Origin of the sequence: Sporosarcina sp. P16b, assembly GCF_002743065.1 — a bacterium.
In the GTDB taxonomy this organism is placed as follows: domain Bacteria; phylum Bacillota; class Bacilli; order Bacillales_A; family Planococcaceae; genus Sporosarcina.
In genome coordinates, this window is record NZ_PDYO01000025.1 from 1 (window position 1) to 23,989 (window position 23,989).

Annotated in this window: 20 protein-coding genes; 14 read left to right on the forward strand and 6 right to left on the reverse strand. The window is 40.3% G+C overall.

Annotation, left to right across the window (positions count from 1 at the left end):
- Positions 1-1,068: 1,068 nt before the first annotated feature.
- The 5 genes from CSV77_RS15970 (at position 1,069) to CSV77_RS17070 (ending at position 6,910) form a co-directional block, all read left to right on the forward strand.
- Positions 1,069-2,085: an RHS repeat domain-containing protein gene (locus tag CSV77_RS15970; RefSeq protein ID WP_099674168.1), complete on the forward strand. Its 1,017-nt coding sequence runs from the start codon at positions 1,069-1,071 to the stop codon at positions 2,083-2,085.
- 41 nt (positions 2,086-2,126) lie between these two features.
- Positions 2,127-2,606, forward strand: a complete 480-nt coding sequence (locus CSV77_RS15975) for a hypothetical protein (RefSeq protein ID WP_099674169.1) — start codon at positions 2,127-2,129, stop codon at positions 2,604-2,606.
- Positions 2,607-3,618: 1,012 nt separating this feature from the next.
- A complete protein-coding gene (locus CSV77_RS15980) occupies positions 3,619-4,194 on the forward strand; it encodes a restriction endonuclease (RefSeq protein WP_233212287.1) in 576 nt (191 codons plus the stop codon).
- A 326-nt stretch (positions 4,195-4,520) separates the two neighbouring features.
- Entirely contained in the window at positions 4,521-5,441 is a 921-nt protein-coding gene (locus CSV77_RS15985; protein ID WP_099674170.1) for an HNH endonuclease, read from the forward strand.
- A 134-nt stretch (positions 5,442-5,575) separates the two neighbouring features.
- Complete coding sequence (locus CSV77_RS17070; RefSeq protein WP_199203772.1) at positions 5,576-6,910, forward strand: hypothetical protein; 1,335 nt, start codon at positions 5,576-5,578, stop codon at positions 6,908-6,910.
- Between the two features lie 77 nt (positions 6,911-6,987).
- Here the strand turns inward: CSV77_RS17070 and CSV77_RS16000 are convergent, their stop codons facing one another.
- Positions 6,988-9,573 (reverse strand): CBS domain-containing protein, encoded by a 2,586-nt coding sequence (locus tag CSV77_RS16000; RefSeq protein ID WP_099674171.1) that lies wholly within the window; start codon positions 9,571-9,573, stop codon positions 6,988-6,990.
- A gap of 169 nt (positions 9,574-9,742) precedes the next feature.
- A complete protein-coding gene (locus CSV77_RS16005) occupies positions 9,743-10,183 on the reverse strand; it encodes a cell wall hydrolase (protein ID WP_099674172.1) in 441 nt (146 codons plus the stop codon).
- Between the two features lie 370 nt (positions 10,184-10,553).
- On the opposite strand from CSV77_RS16005, the gene CSV77_RS16010 reads away from it, so the two are divergent.
- The 7 genes from CSV77_RS16010 (at position 10,554) to CSV77_RS16040 (ending at position 17,625) form a co-directional block, all read left to right on the forward strand.
- Positions 10,554-11,333, forward strand: coding sequence for a gluconate 2-dehydrogenase subunit 3 family protein (locus tag CSV77_RS16010; protein WP_099674173.1), 780 nt, complete (start codon positions 10,554-10,556; stop codon positions 11,331-11,333).
- A 23-nt stretch (positions 11,334-11,356) separates the two neighbouring features.
- Complete coding sequence (locus CSV77_RS16015; protein ID WP_099674174.1) at positions 11,357-13,117, forward strand: GMC family oxidoreductase; 1,761 nt, start codon at positions 11,357-11,359, stop codon at positions 13,115-13,117.
- Between the two features lie 73 nt (positions 13,118-13,190).
- Positions 13,191-13,763, forward strand: a complete 573-nt coding sequence (locus CSV77_RS16020) for an SCO family protein (protein ID WP_099674175.1) — start codon at positions 13,191-13,193, stop codon at positions 13,761-13,763.
- Positions 13,764-13,960: 197 nt separating this feature from the next.
- On the forward strand, positions 13,961-15,250 hold the full coding sequence (locus tag CSV77_RS16025; protein WP_099674176.1) for a polysaccharide deacetylase family protein: 1,290 nt from the start codon (positions 13,961-13,963) through the stop codon (positions 15,248-15,250).
- 19 nt (positions 15,251-15,269) lie between these two features.
- Positions 15,270-15,770, forward strand: coding sequence for a sigma-70 family RNA polymerase sigma factor (locus CSV77_RS16030; RefSeq protein ID WP_099630758.1), 501 nt, complete (start codon positions 15,270-15,272; stop codon positions 15,768-15,770).
- Positions 15,763-16,839, forward strand: a complete 1,077-nt coding sequence (locus CSV77_RS16035; protein WP_099674177.1) for a S26 family signal peptidase — start codon at positions 15,763-15,765, stop codon at positions 16,837-16,839. Before CSV77_RS16030 ends, CSV77_RS16035 begins: the two co-directional genes overlap by 8 nt.
- A 393-nt stretch (positions 16,840-17,232) precedes the next feature.
- Positions 17,233-17,625, forward strand: coding sequence for a hypothetical protein (locus CSV77_RS16040; protein ID WP_099674178.1), 393 nt, complete (start codon positions 17,233-17,235; stop codon positions 17,623-17,625).
- 403 nt (positions 17,626-18,028) lie between these two features.
- Here the strand turns inward: CSV77_RS16040 and CSV77_RS16045 are convergent, their stop codons facing one another.
- Positions 18,029-18,436, reverse strand: a complete 408-nt coding sequence (locus CSV77_RS16045) for a hypothetical protein (RefSeq protein ID WP_099674179.1) — start codon at positions 18,434-18,436, stop codon at positions 18,029-18,031.
- A 158-nt stretch (positions 18,437-18,594) separates the two neighbouring features.
- Here CSV77_RS16045 and CSV77_RS16050 point away from each other — a divergent pair, with 158 nt between their 5' ends.
- Positions 18,595-19,074 (forward strand): OsmC family protein, encoded by a 480-nt coding sequence (locus CSV77_RS16050; RefSeq protein WP_158232091.1) that lies wholly within the window; start codon positions 18,595-18,597, stop codon positions 19,072-19,074.
- Between the two features lie 89 nt (positions 19,075-19,163).
- Here CSV77_RS16050 and CSV77_RS16055 read toward each other — a convergent pair whose 3' ends face one another.
- Positions 19,164-20,918, reverse strand: coding sequence for a GMC family oxidoreductase (locus CSV77_RS16055; RefSeq protein WP_099674181.1), 1,755 nt, complete (start codon positions 20,916-20,918; stop codon positions 19,164-19,166).
- A gap of 27 nt (positions 20,919-20,945) precedes the next feature.
- Positions 20,946-21,758 carry a gluconate 2-dehydrogenase subunit 3 family protein gene (locus CSV77_RS16060; protein WP_099674182.1) on the reverse strand — a complete coding sequence of 271 codons (813 nt, stop codon included), beginning with the start codon at positions 21,756-21,758 and terminating at the stop codon, positions 20,946-20,948.
- Positions 21,759-22,117: 359 nt separating this feature from the next.
- On the opposite strand from CSV77_RS16060, the gene CSV77_RS16065 reads away from it, so the two are divergent.
- On the forward strand, positions 22,118-22,690 hold the full coding sequence (locus CSV77_RS16065) for an SCO family protein (protein WP_099674183.1): 573 nt from the start codon (positions 22,118-22,120) through the stop codon (positions 22,688-22,690).
- Between the two features lie 65 nt (positions 22,691-22,755).
- Here CSV77_RS16065 and CSV77_RS16070 read toward each other — a convergent pair whose 3' ends face one another.
- Positions 22,756-23,892 (reverse strand): CapA family protein, encoded by a 1,137-nt coding sequence (locus tag CSV77_RS16070; protein ID WP_158232092.1) that lies wholly within the window; start codon positions 23,890-23,892, stop codon positions 22,756-22,758.
- Between the last annotated feature and the right edge of the window lie 97 nt (positions 23,893-23,989).

Consider the following 23,989-nt stretch of genomic DNA (forward strand, 5'->3'; position numbering starts at 1 on the left):
GGGCATACGTGATTCCAGAAAGACTCAGGGAACTCGGTTAGTGTCCTGTCCAGTTATTATAGAGTCAGGAAGAAGCCGAATAGTACCTCAGAACCCACCGAATTCATTCGTGTGGAGTTTCAGTGGATTGTATCGAATACACAGCGTCATCTTTTGTAACTGTAAAGCTATACATCATTTGGTTGATCTGCTGTATGAGGCGGGATAAAAGCTCATCTACTTCAGGACATCTAATGGTGATTTCAATCTCCTGAAATTTATTGGATTCTTCAATTTTCAGCCGTATGGTCATCACCTCTAGTTAGTCTTCATGGCTGAATCGTATCACGGTCATGAAAATCGAACAATAGCTTTTACAGTGACCTGCATATAGAAGGGGCTTAGTTGCACAAACAGCTGTTACGGTTCAAATGATTGGTGAATAAATTGGATAATCAATGTTTGTTCAGAAGATCATCAAGGCAACGTACGGTGTTATATATTCATTGTTTTCATTCGAAAATGAAAGAAGTCAAAGGGGAAGATGGGATGTTTGCGGCTGGGCGAAAAAATATGCAGCAAATAGATCAGTACAAGATAGAAAAGCTCGGACTGCGGGGATGATGTTAATAGAAAATGCCGGAGCAGAAAGTGGGGGATGAGCAGTTGCGACTAGCTGATGATATGCACGATGTTAAAGTTCATTTTGAGGTAAAGAGAAATTGAAAATAGCCTATTGTTTATGTGAATGAAGAGACGATACTGGAAGTACAACATCTACTTTTGGATGTAATTTTAATCAGTAAATTGTATCTATTTAAAGTGCTTTTTGCACTTTAAAGTACGCGTTTTCTAAACAATAAAAGTACTTATACAAGCTGTGAGGTAGGTGTTACATTCGGTTGTGCAACATAACGCTTAATAATAAACACAAAATATCTCTTAAAGTGACAGATGTTCTTGCAAACGAAAGAGTGTAGGAGTATAAAATGCCTGCAACGAAAAATAAATAACGGACTATATTTCCTGCACCTTCGTGTGAAATTGTTAGTAGTTAAATATATATAAATGGCCGTCCATTAAGTTACTTTGACGCATTTCTTTACTCCTGAATTCATATATACTGTTCAAGTATTATTTGAAGAAGATACAAATGGGAACCTTACAAATGATGGTAAATTCCGTTATGAATGGAACGCCTTTGATCAATTGACGAAAGTATTGACTACTGGAGGCAATCTTATTGCGGAGTACCGCTACGATGACCAAGGTAGACGGGTGTTTTCAAATACGTCTAGTGGCGAAACATATTACCGTTATAACGGAATATCCAACCAAGTATTATTTGAAGAAGATGCAAGTGGCAACATTACAAAATCCTTCACATACGACGATAACGGCAACCCATTGACAATGACCTACCAGGGTGCAACCTATTATTTTCTCACAAACTACCGTGGAGATATCCTCGCGCTTGTGAACAAATCAGGGGATAGAGTCGCAACCTACACATACGACGCGTGGGGGAATATTTTAACGCAAAGTGGTAGTGAAATCGCAACCATCAACCCATATCGTTACGCAGGTTACCGTTATGATGAGGATACGAAGTTATACTATCTAATGGCTCGTTATTATAATCCAGATACAGGGGTATTCCTATCACTTGATCCCGTACGTGGGGATATAATGAACCCTATCACGATGAATGGGTATAGCTATGCGAATAATAATCCGGTGATGATGATCGATTCAGACGGAAAATCTGCAGCCGCTGTCTTAGGTAGTGGGTTAGCTATACCAGGTATAGGATGGGTATCTGCAGGAATCTTTATAGCGGTAGTAGGTAGCGCCTGGCTAATAGCGAAGTACGGTATTCCATGGGCGAAAAATAAATATAAAAACTGGTATTTTGTTAGTAAAAATATTAAGGGATGGAATGTTAGAGTTGAAGAGCACCATGGGAAATTACATGCCCATTGGAAAAAGGGTGGAAAAAAAGGATCTGTAAATAAAGATGGCAGCGCACATCATAAGGGAGAATCAACATCGCCACCTAAAGAAATTAAAGACTTTTTAAAACAAAGAGGTTTTAAAGTAAAATAAAAATGTTGAATTGATTAAGCATATAGGGAGGGATAGTTATCTTGAAGAAATTCCGAGGAAAAAAGCGATACTTCCGTAACTTGTTACGAGAGTCAATGTTGGAGCAATATGATTTAGATTTTGGACAAGAAGGTTGGTTTGATTTATGGCATACCCATCTCGATTTTTCTGGACTAGGAAATAATAGCTTGAGGATAAGAAGAGAACATATAAAAGCCTATATATCTTTATATGAAGATATAATAGACAAACTTGAGCTATTTGCCCAGCCATATCAATCCTGGATTGAGTTAGCTGATAAGGAAACTGAACAAGATGCAGTTTATATCCATACTAAGAATCCTAACAGTGATAATTTTCCATTAAAAATAAATGGTTTAACATGGGATATATGTATTCCTAATTATTTAGAAGGATTAATAGACCCAAGCGAATTTAATGTTGGTCAATATAAGGATGAATTCGAGACATATTATATAATTCAATCTAAAAAGGCAAATGGAGCTTATAACTTAACTTAGACAGTTCACTTTCTATTCGAATATCTTTAAGTAATGCTGATTTATTTCTTAGTATGAATACTTATATAGAACAGCATGGGCCTTTAACCAGAAGCCGGCATTAGCTTTTACAGATAGCATAGCTACAGGATGGCAATCTCATACTGCTACGGTGGCAACTACAAGTAGTTACAAAAGGTATGCGAATGGTGGTTTTTCTCACGATAATAAAGTGAGGGTTGATAATTCCAGTGTTGCAGGCACTAAAGCTCAAATAGATTTACAAAATGAACCTGGCAGACACTACTTCAGGTAAATTAGTTATGTGGGTTACAAATGAAAATGTATATAGAACTGATTTGTTTAAAAACGGTATAATGGATTTTTAAATAATTGAAAACCAAAGTTTATTTTGTATAGGACATGATGGCGAATCGCTACTTATATTAATGAATGACAAATGTTTCCAGAATTACGATACGTTAATAAAAACTTTCCCTAGCAATACGACCTTTTCAATTGAAGATTAATTAACAATGCAAAAAAAGAGCCACGTACTCACACAATTTCGAGTTGTTCCAGTACCTGGTATTTTTTACGATGCAGAAATTCACTATACGTATGATACAGCAGACAATCAAACGCTAAAATAATGTTAAACAACGGATTACTAACAACCGTAGACTATGTTTTGCTTATTGAAAAAATTTCACAAGAGTGGACATGAGAAAATGTTGAATAGGTGTTTGTAAACCTAAGCGTCAAATGACGAACACATGGTTTCTTATATAAGAAAATGCCTCGAAGAATCGGCCAGGAGATTCTTCGAGGTATTTTCTATTTCTTTAGTTGTATGAATAGTAGGGAAAAACACGTGCTACCAGTCGAAAACCATAGTATAATAGTTTCATTACAGGTTATTTTTCTGGAAAATAAAGTGATGAAAGTAAGAGGATACGTTTCTGTTATAAAAACATCAATTTGTGAAATGGATATATTAATTCCTTTATGTTAGAAAGGTGCGCTTATGAAAGTGAATAATCGAACAAAGAAAGAACAAAAACTCTCGGATGAAGTGACTGCTTTCATTATTTTAGTTTCTGGAGTTATCGGCTGGTTAATGACGGAATCCTTAAAAGGTGTAGGTGTGGCGGTCGGAGTGGGTTTCGTAGTCTTACTAGCTTTCGGAGTATGGCGCACTACTTGTCGCAAGAAACGTATGAAAGCCTCAAGTATTGAAGAAATAGATAACATGACAGGTAGACAATTTGAAGAATATGTCGGTACACTGTTTTCAAGTTTTGGATACGATGTAACGTATACTCCTACAACCGGAGATTACGGTGCCGATTTACTATTGAAAAAGGGAAAAGAAGTCATTGTTGTCCAAGCGAAGCGTTATAAAAAGTCAGTGGGTGTGAAGGCTGTGCAAGAAGTTCTGCCCGCTGTTAAATTTTACAAAGCCGATGCTACCTGGGTGATTACGAATAGTACCTACACTAAACAGGCACTCATGTTAGCCAAGCATAATGATGTCCGAATGATTGATCGCGAGGCGTTGATTAGGTTGAGTATTCAGATGAAAAAAGAGACTCGAAAATCGAACTAAAATGGCAAACCGTAATGTTTAAACTATATGTAGTGGAATCATTCTTTATAGAGTAGATAGCCTACCAGTACTTTGTGCTAGTAGGCTATCTTAAATTCATGATGTTCTGGTAAAGAAGCAGCGATGGTCGATCATGACTTGTTGAGATGCACTAAAAGTCTTCTTGTTATCTGGTACGTAATCCACTCATACAAGAGCGTTTACTAATGATACGAATAGATAGGTAGTTGAAATGATTCGCACTGTTCTAAAGCAATAATTTCCTAGTCATTCAATAAAGACTTATACTTAAGGAAACAACGTAGCGCATAAAGGAGTGAAGCACGATGCAAAGTTATATCGTTATGCAAGGACGTACATACGATGAAGAGAAAGAATTAGGGGTGCTTTGGTCATTGCAGCAAGACAGTATAGGCAATGTTCATCATTTTTGGGAACGGATGAAAGAAGTGCGTGAAGGAGATCGTATCTTTCATTATGTAAAAGGGGATATTGTCGCCATAAGTGTGGCGAAATCAAGTTACCGCGAGGAGCGAAAGCCGTCTGCGATTCCCTTGGCAGACAGTGAAGACGCCAAAGGGTACTTAGTGGAAGTGGAATATCACGAACTCGATAAACCGTTGACGGTTGCGGATTGTTTCCATGAACTTTTACCACTATTGCCGATTAAGTATTCTGCATTTCAAGAGAACGGCAATGGAAATCAAGGCTATCTTTATCCGTGTAACGAAGAACTGACTTGTAAATTGGTTGAGTTGATTGCGGATTTAAATATTTACGAAATCGATGAAGAACAATTGGAGTTCGTCATGGGTACCGTTCAGAAAACGGAGCATGATTTTCTCATTCCGGTACTTGCTGAAACCGAATCGGAAACGAAAACGAAAGTGCGACTGGGCCATCAGAGATTCCGCCATGAACTTATGCAACTATGGAATGATCAGTGCGCTCTATGCGATATCGAGCTACCGGAATTATTGCAAGCTAGCTATGCTAAACCATGGAAAGATTGCACGAATAACGAGCGCATCGATCCGAACAACGGCATTCTTCTCTGTCGCAATCATGATGCGCTCTATCATAACGGCTTTATTGCGTTTGACGGAACAGGCAAGATTCATATTTCATCTAGAATTCCTGAAGGGGATTACGAGACGTATGGATTGCATAGCAAGATGAGAGTGAACCGAACGGAGAAGAACAAGCCGTATTTAAAATGGCATAAGAAGCATATGTTTAAGGAATAGATCTAAACGCTCTAGTTCCGGTTAAATCACCATACTTCACCGATCGCCTTGCAAAACTTGGTGAGTTTACCCTCTTTTTGTAGTATGATGCATAGAGAGTGTGAATTCGATAACATAGTGTGCGGAGGTACGACATGAATTATGGGGATCCGTTAAGAGATAAAAACATAGAACGAGATACGACAATTTATAATAGTGAAGGTTTTGACAGACGCGGCTTTAATAAGTTTGGTTATGATCGTCATGGGTTTAATGAACAAGGATTTAATGCCAGTGGTTTTGATAAGTATGGCTTTGATGCACAGGGCTTTGACAAAAACGGCTATAATAATCAAGGGTATGACAAAGAAGGATTTAGGGCAACGGGTTATAATAAAGCGGGCTTTGATCGAACGGGTTATGACCGTTATGGTTATGACGCAGACGGGTATAATAAAAGCGGTTATAACGTCCAAGGGTATGACAAAGAAGGCTATAAAGTGGATGGTTTCAATCGACAGGGCTTTCACAAAAATGGCTATAACAGAGACGGTTACGACGTCCATGGCTTCAACCGTGCGGGTTTCAATAAGCAAGGGTATGACAAATACGGCTTCAATAAATACGGTGTGAGTGCCCAAGGGTATGGAACGGATGGATTTAATAAGTTAGGCTACGATAAGAACGGTTTTAATCGCCAAGGCTATAATAAATTCGGCTATGACAAAAGAGGTTTCAATCGTGATCGCAAGCATATGAACGGTACGATGTATGACGGCAAAGGCTTTGATTTTCAAGGCGTTCATTTAAATAACAGTCCGTTTGATGATCACGGCTTTGATCAAGCAGGCTTTGATGCACAAGGTTTCAATAAAAGAGGATACAACCGTGAAGGCTTTACACGCGACGGCGCACATATTAGTGAAAAGACGTATGATGAAGAAGGTTATGATCAGCACGGTTACAATCGTGACGGTTTTGACCGGGCAGGATACGATGCATCGGGCTTGAATTCGCTTGGCTATGATTCGGAAGGCTATGATGCGCAAGGTTTCAATAAACATGACATGGATCGTGAAGGCTATAATCGTGATGGCTTCAATAAAGCAGGCGTTGATCGAGAAGGTTTCGGGAAGAATGGTCGAAATCGACAAGGGTATGATAAAAAAGGTTTTAATCTACAAGGTTATGATAAGAACGGTTTTAATAAAGAAGGCTACAACCGATTCGGCTATGATCGCTATGGTTTTAATCGGGATGGCAAACATGCGAATGGCACGAAGTATGATACAAAAGGATTCGACTGCAATGGCTTCACTCCTCAAGGGCTCCATCGAAATGGAACGGACCGGGATGATCAGGGGTATGATAAGTCGGGCTATGATGCGGACCGCTATGACCGAAAAGGCTTTAATAAACTCGGCTACGATAGACGTGGTTATGATAAATACGGGTATGATAAATCTGGATTTAGAGCGGGTTCGAAGTAAGAGAATTCCTAAGTAAAGGAAAACACCTGGCAAGTTAGAGAGTCACTCTAGCATGCCAGGTGTTTTGCGTTTATTCGTTACAACGTACACAAATACTTTTCCAACCACTGATCGGCTTCTTCTTTCGATGAAACCTCTCCGTTTAGCTGACTCACTTCCAACTGAAGTAAAATCTTAGAAAATGTTGGACCTGGCTTGAGTCCCGCTTTTACTAAATCGCCACCATTCAAATAACTTTGAAGTGTGTTGCGATTATATAAATACGCAATAACAGATTCCTGATAAGGCACATGATCAGCTACTAGAATAAGCAAGATGGCTTCATCGGAGAATTTATGCAAAAACAGATGGTAGTCTCCAGTTTGTGTGGATTCTTTCCATTGTTCATGTTTTTGTAATTCCATGACTTCTTCCAGCAATTTTTTTCTGTTTTTCCGCAACGTGAATTTCTCTGCGGCATACAAACTATCATTACAATAGAATGGTAGTAAAAAGTAATTGAACCAACTAGGTTTTTCACTGATCTTCAAATTGGAAATCTTTTGTACTTGTTCGTTGTAAAGTTGTTCTAAACTTTCAGCTGTAACGACTGAAGCATCCAGCTGTTTTTCGTTTACACCGAACTGTTGCCAAACGTTCAGTTCGAACAGGCGTCGAATGACTTCTTTCGGACTGCCTTCCGTAAATAAACGAATCATCTCTTCATTAATGCGTTGTGGTGACAAGTGGATTACTTTGTCGATCGACTCGAGAGCTAGCTTTTCTGTCTGTTCATCCATCGCAAAATCGAAACGTTGTTCAAAGCGAACCGCTCGGAAAATGCGGGTAGGGTCTTCGACAAAACTCATATTATGAAGGATTTTGATTTTCTTCTCGCGTAGATCGTTCTGTCCTCCAAATGGATCAAGTAATTCACCGAATGATTCAGCGTTTAGGCGAATGGCCATGGCATTAATCGTAAAATCACGTCGCTGCAAATCATCGCCAAGAACGGATGTCTCAATCTCGGGTAAAGCAGCAGGCTGTTCGTAATATTCGAGTCGAGACGACACCATATCGATGGATAAACCGGATGGCGTGTTCCATGTCGCCGTGCCAAAGCTTTCATGTTCCACGACGTCGCCACCATGTGTTTCCATCATACGATTCGCCAATTCGATTCCATTACCTTCCACCACAATATCGATGTCGTAATTTGGCTTGTCCAATAAAATATCTCGTACAATCCCACCGATTAAATAAACAGGCATGTCGATGTGACTGGCTGTTTCTCCGATTTCTTTCAACTGCTGTAAAGCCTCCTCGGATAATTGCTTTTTCATTTTTTCAATCAGCTTATTAGAAGAGAGAGTACTTGTTGCTTTTTTATCTGCCGTCATATCACTGTACAGCACTTGGATAATATTAGATCGAGTCACAATACCGACGATTTCTCCATTCTCGATGACGGGCAACCGGCCAATGTTGTGAGTAATGACGAGTTCCTGAATTTCTTCGAGCGAAGCATCCGGTCCGATCGTGTAGAGTTTAGTCGTCATGTACGCTTTGACAGGCGCATGACCAAGTCCATGGTGATTCGCTTTATCGAGATCACGTCTAGTAATGAGACCGATTAGTTTTCCATTTTCAACGATAGGGTAGCCGGAGTGTCCGTAGCGATACATACGACGACCGGCTTCTTCAATCGTGGTATCGGGAGTTAATGTTTTAACGGGAGAAGTCATCAACTCTTTTGCGGTAACTGCCGGGCATAGTATCGTTTCCATGCTGCTAAGGATGTCTTCGAGAATTGCTTCTTTATTTCCTTTTTTCACCGTAGCGGAACCTGCGTGTTGGTGTCCGCCGCCCCCAAGCTTTTTTAGAATGGGTAGTAACGTGATTCGTTCTGAATTCGCACGGCCCACGACGCACACGGTGTTTTTCATTTTAACGACGGTTATTACCGCATCCGTACCTTTAACGCCTAATACCTTTGTTGTAATTAAGGCTAGGCCATTGACGAAGTGGTCCAATTCATGCGTGCTTACGGCAATCTCCAGGCCGTCGACTTCATGAATTTCTGTATGTGTAAGTAGCTGATTCAATAAATCTTGCTGTTCGGATGTTAACGTTTCTTCTGCAAAACTACTGACCATTTCAAGGCTCATTCCTTGCTCGAGTAAAAAAGTAGCTGCCTTCATGTCCCGTACGGTCGTGTTTGCGTATGTAAATTTCCCTGTATCAGTATACAAGCCTAGTCCGAATAATGAAGCTTCAAAACTGGAAATGGCTATATTTTGCTTGCGTATTTCTTCAATAAGTAGAGTGACGGCAGCGCCTGTTAATTCCACGATACCTTCATCATACTGCACGTCGTTTTCACCTTTTTGATGATGATCATAGACGATAATTTTCCGTTTCGATGCATCGAAATCGTCAGGAAGTTTGCCTATTCTAGATAAAGATGCGACATCGACGATAATCATTTCCGTTACTTGTTCCCAGTCTACCCGAGCGCTCGGCACAAAGTCGAAGACATCACGATACATATTTAGAAAACGTTGTACGCGGCTTTCGAGCTTATCGGAAATAATTAACTGTGCATCGGGATACAATTTTTTTGCTGCAATCATCGAAGCAAGTGCGTCGAAGTCTGTATTGACGTGTGATGTAATAATTTGCACGGATAGTACCTCCTGTATGAAAGTTATTTAGTAATATAAATAGAAAAGTAACCACCTTCTACCCTGACCCAGTGGAAGGTGGTTACTCTTTACGTTTGATTGTGTTTATAGGACTAGTTTATCATCACCGGCCAAAATGTTCAATTGAGTCTAGTATAGGGTACAAGCCTTATCCCATATACACACTTTCGCACGTACCGGCTTGCGGTTCATAGAAACAATGATTTTTGAACTGCCCGGTAAACGGTTGCCCGTACCAAGTAGGGGGGCAGGGAGCATATGGATTGAAGTACCATAGCGCATAGTGAGCGGGATGTTGTCGCCAGTACGTTAACGTCTGTTCAGCTAATTTTTTTTCAGATTCTCTTGCGCGTTGATAAAATAAGTTTCCTTTTTGTACGGCTTCGAATGAATAATTATTGCCTTGTATTTGGAAGATTACATCGTTTATGGACCGTACATCATTGAAGTCCAAGCAGTCGGCTACTGCACGATTGACAATGACATTTCCGACATAGAGCATTCCTTGATTTCCTTCCGCTTCGGCTTCGGCTCTCATCATTCTAGCCATTAATGCGACATCTGAATCTCGGTATTTGACTCTCGCCATAGTTTTCACCTCATTACAGTGTATGAGAACAAGTGGAAATGATGTTACATTTGGAGAAATATCGACTGAAGAACTTTGTAAAAAGAATGAACGATAATCAAATATTTATATAGGCTTATATAGCCGATCGGCAGGAGATAAGCCGAATAGTTTGAAAAAACAGTTTCCAGGACTTACATTGAGCATGGAACAAGCCATCTCTTTGCAGAAGCAGTTTTCATAGGGATTCAGTAGAAGAATGAATAGTTTACTATCTACCTAAGTAGTTATAGTTTCATTGTGTGTATTCAATATAGTACTGCCTACAAATATATTGAATGTGTCGCTAGTGAAGTGTTGACCTATTTACATACTAAAGGAGGACAAGCGAATGGCTGATAACAATTCGAATAACCCGAAGAATACAAACGAAGTGTCCGATCCGGGACGCCGTAGTTTTGTCAAGAACACAGGAATTGCTGTTGGAGGTGTAGCCGGTGGTGCGTTGCTTGGAGGTCTGTTTAGCAACCGATCCAAAAATGATACCAATTCAAATTCCACTGCGGATAAAGGAAGCGGTAGAGAGAAGCGATATGAAGAAGCACGAATGTACTTCACTCGTATTGCTGACTTCGCCATTTTGGAGCAGGCAGTTGAGCGAATATTCCCAGAAGATCATAACGGTCCGGGAGCGATAGAATTAGGCGTTCCGTATTATATCGATAAACAGTTGGCAGGTCCTTATGGATCCAATGTAGGCGATTACAGACAAGGTCCTTTTATAGGTTCTAAAGCAGCAGCTTCGGACTCTAGTCTCGATCGTGGGCAGATTTTCATTAATGGCTTACGCACAATGGATGCCGAGAGTCTAAAACGATTTGATACTAATTTTGCTAAAGCGACGGAAGATCAGCAATTAGAAATCATGACAGACTTTGCAGATGACAAAGTGGAAATCAAAGGTATTAGTTCGAAAGGATTCTTTAATTTGTTACGTTCTACTACGCTTGAAGGGGCGTATTGTGATCCGTTATACGGAGGCAATCGAGACATGAAAGGCTGGAAAATGAAAGAATATCCAGGTGCTATCGCATCTTATGCCCATATGATTGAAGAAGATCAGTTCGTGAAAATGGATCAAGTGAGTTTGACAGATTATCAACCGAAATAAACTATAGGAAAGGGGAGAAGAGAATGGTAAAAACATTAGATAAAGTAGATGCAGTCATCGTCGGTTCGGGCTGGGCAGGCGGTATTGCGGCAGCTGAATTAACGAAAAAAGGATATAAGGTAGTAGGTTTAGAAAGAGGGAAAGCGCAGAAACGAGAAGATTTCGTCGGTGCAAAAGATGAACTTCGCTACGATGTCCGGAAACTTATGTTCCAAGAGTTGAACAAAGAAACGTTGACGATTCGTAATACGCTAGACGAAACCGCAACTCCTAACCGAAGTAACGATACAAATGCGATCAATGGTACGGCTACTGGCGGTTCAGGAGTTCACTGGAACGGTATGGTCTATCGTTGGCTTCCAACTGATTTCGAAATGCATACGAAGACGGTAGAAAAGTATGGGGAAAAAATCATTCCGAAAGATATGCAACTAGAGGACTGGGGTATTACATATGATGAGCTTGAGAAGTATTACGATCAGTTTGAAAAAACTGCCGGCATCTCAGGTGAACCAGATCCATTGCGACCGGGCCAGCGCTCGGATGAATACCCGACGCCGCCAATGAAAGAAACGGATATCATTCGCACATTTACGAAGGCCGCAAAAGATTTAGGCTATCATCCATATCGTATTCCTTCTGCCAACATATCAGAGACGTATACTAATCCTGACGGAGAGACGATCAATGCATGTGTTTACTGCGCATTTTGTGAAGCGTTCGGCTGTGACTTTGGGGCGAAAGCGGATCCGATTGCTACGGTTTTAGCTACAGCACATAAAAGTGGTAATTATGAGTTGCGTAATAATTCGTATGCGGTTCGGATTGTACATGAAAACGGAAAAGCAGTTGGTATTAAATATGTAGATACAGAAACAGGAGAAGAGTTCATTCAACCGGCAGATATAGTTGTGGTTGCCGGATTTACATTCACGAATACTCGCCTCATGTTATTATCCGAAATTGGAAAGCCGTATAATCCGAAAGATGGCACAGGCGTGATTGGTAGTCACTTGACGGCTCACCAGAAGAACTTGACGCATACGCGTGTCCGTGGATTCTTTGATGAGAAGAAATTCAATCGCTATGCAGGCACCGGTGCGCTCGGCGTGACGCTAGATGATTTTAATGTGGAGCAACTAGATCATACAAAACTCGATTTCTTGCATGGTTTCTGTTTGCGTACGTCACAAAGAGGAGATAGACCGATTACGAATAACCATGTTCCTGCAGGAGTTCCATCTTGGGGGAAAGAATTCAAAGATAAGTCGATATTCTATGCGAACCGCCGTATAGACGTTCAGCAACAAAATGGTGCACTTGCTTGGCGTGAAAACTATATGGACTTGGATCCGACGTATAAAGATATGTTCGGTGATCCATTACTGCGCGTCACGAGCAAGTTCCATGATCAAGACCGCAATATTGTACGATATGCTCACCAACGCGCAAAAGAGTTACTTGAGCAAATGGGTGCAGATTATATTACGATTCCTGAAATTACAGAGGAAACGGAGTTTGATAAGACGTCACTGTCTGACCATACAGGTGGTGGTGTCGTCATGGGGGATCATCCTGAAACATCGGCTGTAAATAACTACTCACAAGTTTGGGATATGGATAATTTATTCGTAGTGGGAGCTTCTTCATTCCCACTTATGGGTAGCTCTAATCCTACAGCGACAGTTGGTGCTCTTGCTTATCGAGCTGCAGAAGGTATGATCAAGTTTTTAGAGAGTGGTGGAGGCCAGTTAGTTAAGGAAGAGGAAACAGCAAAAGCATAATACTACAAAAGGAGAGAGTGGACCAACAACTCTCTCCTTTCTTTCATACATACTAAAGCGAGGTAATATCCCTATGAACATACGATCCATCCTAATCCTGTTGGCAGCCGTCTTTTTACTGAGTGCCTGCCATAATAAAATTGAAACGAATAGATCAGAGAAGCTACCAGATTTCGACTATACTACGCAAGATGAGAATAAACTAGGCTTAGATGATTTGATAGGCGATTGGTGGATTTCCTATTTCTCCTATACTCGTTGTACGACCGTTTGCCCGAGAACGACAGCTAATATGGTCGATATACAGAGAGCATTAAAAAATGAAGGCTTAACACCTCGTATCATTTCATTTAGCATCGATCCCGAAAATGATACACCGGAAGTATTACGAGAATATGCAAAAGACTATAGTGCTGACCTAGAGACGATGACGTTTTTAACTGGTTATGATTTTGAAGAAATACGAGATTTATCGGTTACTACGTTTAAAGCCGTGCTGGAAAAAGGAGCGCTTGACCAGCGATCACATAGCTTTTTCTTTTATTTGATTAATCCTGACGGAGAGATCGTGAAGCAATATAACGGTATGAGCGATACAGACAATGAGTTGCTGGTGGCGGATGTGAAGAAAGTTTTAGGAAAGTAGAGCCTCGTTTATGCAATCAGCCGGCATTCTTTCGTTCTACTACGAGCGAAGGAGTGCTTTTTATTATGAAGAACTAGAAGAGTCACATTGGATACTGAACAACAAAGAGTATCTGCAAAAAACTTTCTAAAAAATTTTGAAACTTTTTAAGGAATCCTCCGTCTATAGGGTGCGCAAATGATAATAGGAGGATTCACATGAAGAAAATATATAGTTGTCTGCTGTTACTTGCGAGCTTACTGTTATTTATAATGGGAAATGAAGCCAAGTGGAATTTGAATGAAGTACCGTTGTTCCATGAGCAATCAGCGACGGCTTTTGCAGAAACGATACAAAGTAAACCGTTCATTACAGAAAAAGAATTTGATCAAGTATTGACGCTGACAAACAATCAACCGATTTTTATGAAGCAAGGGAACCTAAAGCGAATTGGTGAACTGCAAGCCAATCAAGCGGTTGCGCTCATAGGAGAAGATGAGGAATATTACGAAATTCGAGTAGGCAAGATGCCAGCTTTCATTCGTAAAGGTCAGGCAAAAGTAGAAAAGAATGTGATGAAAACTCCTTTACATACAGAACGACTAGGTGCTGTAAAAACGGATCAACAAACTCCTGTATATACAGAAGCGAATCTTGAAAGTGATGTTCTTATTCAACTAAGAAAAGGCTATCGCTATCCTATTATACAGGAAGAAAGAGACTGGTATGTTATCAAAATAGGTGAACGGGCTGGTTATATTCATAAGCCTTTAGTAGAAATGGATGAAGGGTTACCAGTATTGCTGTATCACCAAGTGCTGCCCCGTAAACAGATGAAAACAGAGATCAGTACGATTTCATCCGAAAACTTTGAAAAGCAGATGGCGTATTTGGCAGATGAGCAATTTACGACATTGACCTCACAACAGTTATATGATTACTTGGAAGGCCGACTCGTTGTGCCGGAAAAAGCATTGATTATTACATTTGATGATGGTTTATTGTCATCCAAAGAATACGCCTATCCTATCTTGAAACAATATGGCTTTACTTCGCTTCAACATATTATTTCATCCCGTATGGATAGAGAAAAAGGCGGACCGACATTTGACGGTGGAGGACTACTGAAGTATTTGAATGTAAAAGACCTCAACGAACTGCAAGATGTATTTCAATTCGAAGCCCATACATGTGCATTGCATGAGCTAGGTAAGGAAAGTGGAGCAGGTTTAGTATTCGAACATACAGAAGAAGAAATCATAGATGATTTACAGAAGAATTTACAACACGTTCCATCAGCCGTTTCCATCGCCTACCCATATGGACAATATAATGAAGAGTTTATTGCGGCGGCGAAAGAAGTAGGATTGCTGATTGGCTATACGACAGTCGAAGGATATGCCAATATGGATCAATCCAATTACGAAGTGAACCGCTTTGGCATGACAGAAAAAAGGTCATTTAAGGATTTTGCAACATATGTTGACGGAGACATGAGATGGCCATAGAAGAGAGTGACTAGCCCAGATGAATGAAATGGATCAAATCATGAATGAGCATTCGCGTTATTTAGTACGTATCGCTTATTTGTACGTAAAAAACTGGTCAACCGCGGAAGACGTCGTACAAGAAGTCTTCGTTACGTATTTCCAGAAGAGTGACCAGTTCCGTAATGAAGCATCTATTAAAACGTACTTAACCAAAATGACTGCGAATCGTGCAAAAGATTATTTGCGCTCCTGGAAGCATAAAAAAGATGTGGTGTTTGAGACGATTTTTGTATCATCCAAAAGCTCGGAACAACAACTACTAGAGAAAGAGCAGCTGGCTTCATTAGAAAGGCATTTATTTCAGCTGCCTTTAAAATACCGCGAGCCATTACTTTTATATTATTATGACGAACAATCGATTGCGGAGATCGCAGAATTTCTTGGGCTCAATGAAAATACTGTCAAGACTCGGTTACGAAGAGCCAAGTTACAACTCAAGGAATTTTTTGTGAAAGAGGAGGTAGAAACCTATGAATGATTTCAAACAAAAACTGGACCAAATGATGGGAGATACAACGGAACAGGAACGACGAATCAAACAGCGGGTACATGAAACCCTTCACCCTTCACAAAGGAGACGTTTTTCTTGGCAAGCGCTGCTGGTCACGGCAGCACTGCCAGTTGTGGCTTTGTTGTTAGTGTTTAACCTAGTTTCAAATAATCAATTCTCATCTGATCAAGGTCCAGGAACGCCGTATGACCCACTTGATGATATGGCTATCATTTCTGCTTTACAAAAGAAAGATCAACTATCAGCTATTGATTACGAAGAATTTTCTTCATTACCTGTAGTAAAGAAAGTGGACGGTCTATTATATGTCGATGACGAATCCTTTTCATTACAGTGGAGTCCGGATACGTATCATCCCGTTATAGAACGCAAGGCAGATCTGTATGATGCTTCGGTCTATGAACTCGGGGATGTGGTACGCACATTTACTAATACGAATAGTCACTTGCCTACGTATACAGGTGTCTATTATGAAGTCGTAGCGGTTCCTGGAGACCGGGTTGTATTGCAAAATGGCAAGCTGCACGTCAACGGTCACGAGTTATCCTCCGAATTGATGGATCGGTATAAGAAACAAAATATCACCATTGCTGGCGGGTATGATCAGCTGTTAAACGCTAGGGAATACCTATTATTGAACCATTTCCCGGCAAAAGACACTGTGCAAGGAGCGACGATCACGCCTGTACACAAAATTTATGGTGAACTGATTGGCGTGGCAACCGAAGAAAAAACTGAATCTATCTATATAGATTATCTGACTGACCAACTCAAGAGCGACTATACAGCTGAGCAGTACTTTGATTTATATTTATATGACCAGCTAACAGGATTGGATAAACTGCCTGAATCCGAGTTCTTCGCACAAACGATTCGAATTGGAGAGCTATTCCTTGAGGCGGCGTATCGTCGAGCGATTCCGATTGCCGATGATAAAGTAGAAATTCGTTATCAATATGGTCGTGAAGGCGTCGTGGAGCAAGTGTTCACTATGGGAAGGGATACAAGCTCCGGTCAATGGATAGTGGAAAAATAATGTACAGCACTCTGTAAAGGAGGTGATGCATACATCTTTCACGCAAACCAGGTTGGCATTTGTTTAGCACAAGCCGTCAACCAACCGCTCGCTTATAGAGCCAGCCTGGTTTTCACTAGTTAAGAAAATGGGAAGTTTTATGGGAGTAAGAAATAGAAAAGACACCAGACCGGCAACTGTTTTGCATAAGCCGTCAACCAACCGCTCGCTATATAGAGCCGGTCTGGTGTTTATACATACTGGATGTTACGGATACGGAACTCGTTCTGTTTGATCAAAAAGGCAAGAATTTCAATTTAAAAATTAACAAAGAAGTGCCTAGACTTTCCTCTTTGCATTAGGAGATGTATGATGAAATACTAAACGAGTATACTCATACTAGGAGATGATACTATGGCACTCAGTAGAAAAGATTATTTACAGAAAATCATTGGATTACACGAACGCTTAATCATAGCGTCAGAAGAGTACGAAGGCATTTCCGAAGGATTCATTTCAAAACAAAAGCTGGATATAGCAGCGATGAAAGAACAATGGTTAGTGAAAGTAGAAGAGTTCAAGCAGATCCTCGCTGACATGAATGCATTGGAAGTTCCGAATGCCTTTGAAACGGAAGGCAATGAACTGAAAGAAGCCTATACCGTATTCGTCGATTGTGTAGAAGAGAAGACGGAGAAGTTTAGCGTGGAAGCGATGGAGAGCGGGGAGCTCGATGTCCTACAGTCGAAGGAACAGCATGCCGCGGAAGATATGGAAGATTTGATTGAAAGTATGTTCCAGAAATAAGTTCTAAAAACATAAAGAAAGTTTCAAATGGCAGACAGGCTTTTAATAAAGCTTGTCTGTTGTTTTTATTGATGAAAAAACGAAATGCGGCAAGTGCCTTGCCTTCACTTGAGATGGCTTCAAAGGGTAGGAGTTTTGATTGTCTTTCATATAGGTACGACGAGTGATAAAAATAGTCTACTCAGTCGAGTGTTTTGCTCCATTCCAATCGAGTGTTTTGTTACCAGCAATAACCTAAGCACTTAAACAAACTACAAAAAAGATATAGTGCGTGTGGAAAAATATTTCCACACCTTGTATTCTTTTCTCTTTCCGACTCTATATAGTGTGCAAAGGAGGCGTTACCTATGACACTTAATAATCCGCTTAAATTCATGGTCAAACAGAATTAGACGCAGCGGCATTATTGAATCATTAAAACATCATCCACAGTGGTGAGCAGTTGATCATTTTTCGAGTAATCAACACTTCTTCTAGATAGCTCAACCGTTTTGACTACGTATTGATCTTTTGCGAATACGAGTAAAACTAGATCATCTCTGTATTCAATTCCTTGCGTACTTCCTTTTAGTTTACTATTCAGTGAGCCTTCGATTATTTCTTTCGAAGTATAGGGACCGTAAACCATCGCTTTATTCCACTCAAAATCGGTTAGAGACGTTAAGGAGATTTCGGTCACACCGCTCCTTGCTAATTCCTCAATTCTATTAGCAAGCAAAGGATCTTCAGTTGCGCGATGAAGAAAAACCGTATTACATACTAGTAGAAACAAAGTGGCAAAGACAACCCAAACCATTTTCTTCTTCCTCATATAAAGCACCCCTTCAGTAGGTGAGTAGTATACATAACGTTGAAAATAGAAAAAAGTTGCACGATAAAGTATTCGAAAAAAGAGGGATGCTCCCCATTAGCAAATTTAGGTAGTGGATGTATAATGGATATAAGAAGTATAATTTGGAGGCAATCAATATGAGTACAACCAAAATTATGAATGAAATGAAGAAATTAATAGAGGCAGATCCGTCACTTGCGATTAGTGAATGGCAAGGAACGTGCCATTATGTAGTAGGGGAAATGATGTCGCTCGAAACGAAAGATCTACAAGAGATTGATCTGAAAGGTATTGCGAAGCCAGGAGAAAAACAAGTTATGCCGATTGAATTATTAATCGCCGCGGCAACTACTAGTTTTGGTGTTACATTCCATTTGGAAGCGTATAATCAGGGAGTGACGGTAGACAGAGCAGAGATCGTTTTCACTGGCGTATGCGATAAAGCACCATTTCTAGGAATTCAAAGCGGCAATAGCGGTATTATGAAACCGATGATCGTTTTATCTGCCGAGTCTACTACGAATAAAGGTCAACTGGCAGAGATTGCGGCTATTGCGGTTGAACGTTCACCGATCCTTTCAAGTTTGAAGAAAGAAGTTAAATTGCATATTAAGTAATTTCATAAAGCTATGAGAAATGTATATACAAAATACGCCATCACCTTATCAATTCAGATAAGGTGATGGCGTATTTATTTACTCGAAACTCAAGCGTTCTTTTCAAGTGGTTTGGCTGCAACATTGCCGCCTTCTTTTAAGAACTTAATCATGCCTTCCGCTGCACGATAAGCGAATGCACCAATCGTAACAGTTGGATTGTAGTTACTGTTATGTGGGAATGAGGACCCGCCTACGACGAATAGGTTTTCCATATCCCACATTTGTGAGTAGGTGTTGACTGCGGAGTTTTCAGGAGAAGCTCCCATGATGGCACCACCGAAGAAGTGATCCGTATAGAATTTATGGTCAAATACCGTATCGTCTTTCACCACGTCGACGTTCATTTTGTCTGCACCCATTTCTTTCATGATCTCTTCACAACGTGCGACGCCTGCTTTCGCACGTGCGATGTCTTGTTTTGCATATTCAACGGTGACACGAAGAAGTGGATTGCCTAGTGCATCTTTATATGTTGGGTCCAGATCCATATACGTATTCTTGTTCGGCAAGAAGCCACTTTGTGGTGTGATGAATAGGTTACGATTATAATATTTTATAGAATTCTTTTTAAATTCTTTACCCCAACCAGGTGTATCATATGGAACTGCGTTATTGGCAATAGGACGTGAACCAAGTTGACTGTAGTGCACTTCATAGCCATGCAAGAAGTCTAGGTTCGTGTGATCTTCATTGTCCCCACTGAAATCATCGATCGTCGCACCCAACCCGCCAGCACCCATGAAATTATTGAACTTCTTGTCTTCGAAGAATCCGCGAGCGCCAATATACGTTGACAAGTTGTTGAAGTGACCTGTGAAGTTCTTGCCGATGATGCCTTGTCCTGTTTTCGGATCGTAGGGCTGTCCGATTTTAGAGTGTAACAACAACTTCGTATTCGTAAAGACGAAACCTGCAAGTACTACGATATCTGCTAGTTGTTCGAATTCTTCTCCAGTCGTGGTATCGGTATAGATTAATCCGTTCGCTTTTTTCCCGTCGTGGCTTACTCGATTCACGAACGCGTCATTACGAATTTCCATCTTACCTGTTTTATGTGCCGTCTTGAGTACCGTACCGATCGGATCCGCTTTCGCTCCAAAGTCACACCCATACTCTTCACAAAATGCACAGTATACGCACCCGTTGATTGTTTCACCGTCCGGATTGGTGTACGTTTTTGAAGCATTCGCAGACGGCATACGATAGGGATGATAACCAAGAGCTTTCGTTGCTTTTGTGAAGAGACGAATATTCGGTGTTTCTTTCATTGGCGGATTGGGGTACTTATCGGAACGTGGAGGACCAATTGGGTTTTCTTCGCCTGAGATGGCAGCTGTTTTTTCATATTTATCATAATATGGCTCGAGCTCATCATATGTAATCCCCCAATCCTGCATGGTCGATTCTTTAGGGATTTTATCTTTACCATAGCGCTCTACAGTCTTACTGTAAATTTCGAAATCATATGGCAACCAGCGGAAAGCTATCCCGTTCCAATGTACACCTGCGCCTCCCGTATGGTTTCCAAGACGTGCGTTCATATTATTCCGAACCGGTATTGCTTCTTTGCTCATGGAGTTACGAGAAGTAATCGTGTCCTTATTCAATTCTTGCATGAGATCATACCGTTTAGAATAGCGCAGTTCGTCTTTCGTGCCAATATAGTCTTCATGCTTTTTATTTTTACCTCGTTCCAATATGACCACATTATATCCAGCTTTCGTAAGTTCAGCCGCCGCGATTCCTCCGACCCAACCTGAACCTACGATGACTGCATCTACTTTTTCAAGTTTTTTAACCATTGCATATCCTCCTCACGGTTTCTATTTTTAGTGACCTTGGTAATCTCTCAGGCTGACGGGATCCAACTTTACAAATTCATCCGATTCAATATAGTTGGAGTAGGAAGCCACTGCGCCGGGAAACTCTTTCATTTTCCAGCCTTCCATATTGAAATTGCCGCCATACAATGGATCACAGTAAGCGCCTTCTAATGTCGCTTGTTTTAACAGAATGAAAAACTCAGAAGCTTTTACACCTCTCATCTTCACTTTATTTGCTTCGACGTCCGTCATGATTTCTATTTGTTGCTCTTCAGTTGCTTGATCAAACGTGACTCCGAAACGCTTTTGACTTTCCTCGTCCATTTTACGTAATCCTAGCAAGAAGATCATGCCGCGATCCAAAATCGACTGTTCTCCGCCTGGTCCTGCAGTTTGATCGACTTCCTTCAAATCAATAGCGTATGGAGCATGTCGGTAATCGTATGCATTGACACCCCAGCGTCCTGCTAGTTGTTTGTCAATATAATAAGGCACACCTAATTTAATGGCGCCAGGACCGAGTTCGTCTTCAGGTAAAATTTGTTCTGTTGCTGCATGTAATACTTTGAAATCTTGATGACGTGTGAAGAATTGACGTGCTTGCGTTACTTCAATGCCTTTATTGCCCTCGTTTCCAGCTGTCTTGTCATGTTGATCATTTTTCTTATCCAAACCGCCTGAGATTAGACCTCCAAAAAGAGATCCACCGACGAGTCCACCAGCTACGAGTCCAGTATTTTTTAGGAAATTTCTCCGGCTACTATCTTGCTCGTGTTGCGGTTTGCTATTTACGTCTTTGGGTGGTTGTTGATCGGCCATCCTAACTCCTCCTTATACATAAAAGAAATTATTGATTGGTAAACTGAACATTGGAATTTCTCCATAAACTCTACTGTTTTATCATACCCTTATTTATCAAATTTAGACAACTTACTATTCATTTATCCTACTTTTATTGAGTTTTTTGATTTAGTAAGTGAAGAAGGAGTAGACTGTAGTACAGTACCGTTATGTAGTTGATAGAATAAAACTGATCAAATACTTCAGGTTGGAATAAATGATGATACAATCATTTCAGACCTACAATTATTTACTAAAAAACGAGCAATAATACACAGTAGTTAGTTGTAAGAAAGTCACTTTATGTATTGTGTCATACGAAACGAAGGAGGATCTTAATGAAAGTAAAATTTGCTGTTATTTTCTTTACAACTATTCTTATATTAAGCGGCTGCAGTAAGAAGATCGAAACGAATATGTCCGAAACCATGCCAGACTTTGAATTTACTACACAAGACGACCAACCGCTTGGCTTGAAGGATTTAAAAGGTGACTGGTGGATTGCTTATTTCTCCTATACCAACTGCATCACCGTATGCCCAAGAACGACCGCTAATATGGTCGGTGTTCAAGAGAGATTAAAGGAAGAGGGTTTGGAACCTCGTATTATCTCATTTGGTATAGATCCAGAAAATGATACACCCGAAGTATTAAGGAACTATGCTGCAGATTTTGGAGCAGATCTCCGTACGATGAGTTTTTTGACAGGTTATGATTTTGAAACGATTCAGGAATTATCAAGAAATACCTTCCTTTCTATATTGGAAAGTGGAGCTTTAGACCAACGTGCGCATAGCTATTATTTTTATTTAATTAATCCTGAAGGGGAAATCGTGAAAAGATACGATGGCCTGACAGCGACGGAGAATGAATTGTTGATAGAAGATGTAAAGACCGTGTTAGGTAAATAGGAGAAACGTAAAAAATAACGCCTTTCTAATCACTTGATTAGAGAGGCGTTATTTGTTTTATCTACTCACCATTTCGGTACACCGACATGGTTTTCAACCCATTCTTCATTGTAATGAATGGTTGAATTGGCTTCATTTAGAGGAACGACTTTAAAGCGCTTCTCTTGATCTTTAATGACGCCAGTCGGGAAGAAGCGTGGATCTTCGATAGTTACAGTCTTTTGATCACCCGTTTGTTCTTTCGTTACAGACAGTCTTGCGATTCCACCGAAGTTTGTATAATCGAACGGTTGGGCGGAATAGAAATTGCCGAGCGAGAAAAATACTTTCGTATTTCCCACTTCCCCATAGCGTTGTAAAACATGTGGGTGATGTCCGAATAGTACATCAGCACCCGCATCCGAAACGAATTGAGCAAGTTCCGCTTGATCTTCGGACGTTTCGAGTTGATACTCGGGACCCCAATGTAAGGATACGATCGTCACGTCTACCTTTGGCTTCATTTGCTGAATTTCATTTTCCATTCGTTCACGATCAATATAGTTGACCAAGTACTCTTTGTCTTGCAAGTCTAGCTTTACATTTGTACCGTACGTATAAGCGAGTACACCGATTTTGATACCGTTAACTTCGACAATCCGTTCTGTTTTGCGGTCTTTAAACGATTCATAAGCCCCTACATACTGCATGCCATATTGTTGCGCATGTTCAATCGCCTTGCGCACACCGTTTTCCCCTTTGTCGAATGTGTGATTGTTGGCGAATGAAACCATGTCAACGCCAACATTTTGTAAAGCGGGAAGTATATGTTTTGGACTGTTGAATTTTGGATAGGTAGATAAACCAAGTTCAACACCGCCAGGCATAGATTCCTGATTGGCCAAGAGAAAGTCAATACTAGCCATCTTCTCTTTTACCGCTTCGAATGCAAAATCGAAGTTAGGATATGTATAAATTGGATTATGTAATAATACATCGCCAACCATACCGATTGTCGCCGTATGAATAATTGTTTCTTCTAGTTTTTGATCTGATTCTACTTCAGTCAATTTTTCAGACGTATCTTTGACCGCATTCTGTGGTGTTTGCACATCCGTTTTAGTCGATAATGCAAACTCTCTATTATTCCAATCGTTCCATAAAATTAGACCACCTATAATCCAAATAAAACCTAGTGATGCAACAAGCCATTTTCTTTTCACAAAAATCTCTCCATATCTATAATGACTATTTCTTGTAAATCTATAAAATTAACGATAGCACACTAGTGTAATAGTAAACAATTAAATATATAAATTT

What these genes read in the sequence shown, in the direction of transcription:
- CSV77_RS15985 (WP_099674170.1), top strand. Translation starts at nt 4,521, where the DNA reads ATGCAAAGTTATATCGTTATGCAAGGACGTACATACGATGAAGAGAAA.
- CSV77_RS17070 (WP_199203772.1), top strand. Translation starts at nt 5,576, where the DNA reads ATGAATTATGGGGATCCGTTAAGAGATAAAAACATAGAACGAGATACG.
- CSV77_RS16005 (WP_099674172.1), bottom strand. Translation starts at nt 10,183, where the DNA reads ATGGCGAGAGTCAAATACCGAGATTCAGATGTCGCATTAATGGCTAGA.
- CSV77_RS16010 (WP_099674173.1), top strand. Translation starts at nt 10,554, where the DNA reads ATGGCTGATAACAATTCGAATAACCCGAAGAATACAAACGAAGTGTCC.
- CSV77_RS16015 (WP_099674174.1), top strand. Translation starts at nt 11,357, where the DNA reads ATGGTAAAAACATTAGATAAAGTAGATGCAGTCATCGTCGGTTCGGGC.
- CSV77_RS16020 (WP_099674175.1), top strand. Translation starts at nt 13,191, where the DNA reads ATGAACATACGATCCATCCTAATCCTGTTGGCAGCCGTCTTTTTACTG.
- CSV77_RS16025 (WP_099674176.1), top strand. Translation starts at nt 13,961, where the DNA reads ATGAAGAAAATATATAGTTGTCTGCTGTTACTTGCGAGCTTACTGTTA.
- CSV77_RS16030 (WP_099630758.1), top strand. Translation starts at nt 15,270, where the DNA reads ATGAATGAAATGGATCAAATCATGAATGAGCATTCGCGTTATTTAGTA.
- CSV77_RS16035 (WP_099674177.1), top strand. Translation starts at nt 15,763, where the DNA reads ATGAATGATTTCAAACAAAAACTGGACCAAATGATGGGAGATACAACG.
- CSV77_RS16040 (WP_099674178.1), top strand. Translation starts at nt 17,233, where the DNA reads ATGGCACTCAGTAGAAAAGATTATTTACAGAAAATCATTGGATTACAC.
- CSV77_RS16045 (WP_099674179.1), bottom strand. Translation starts at nt 18,436, where the DNA reads ATGAGGAAGAAGAAAATGGTTTGGGTTGTCTTTGCCACTTTGTTTCTA.
- CSV77_RS16050 (WP_158232091.1), top strand. Translation starts at nt 18,595, where the DNA reads ATGAGTACAACCAAAATTATGAATGAAATGAAGAAATTAATAGAGGCA.
- CSV77_RS16055 (WP_099674181.1), bottom strand. Translation starts at nt 20,918, where the DNA reads ATGGTTAAAAAACTTGAAAAAGTAGATGCAGTCATCGTAGGTTCAGGT.
- CSV77_RS16060 (WP_099674182.1), bottom strand. Translation starts at nt 21,758, where the DNA reads ATGGCCGATCAACAACCACCCAAAGACGTAAATAGCAAACCGCAACAC.
- CSV77_RS16065 (WP_099674183.1), top strand. Translation starts at nt 22,118, where the DNA reads ATGAAAGTAAAATTTGCTGTTATTTTCTTTACAACTATTCTTATATTA.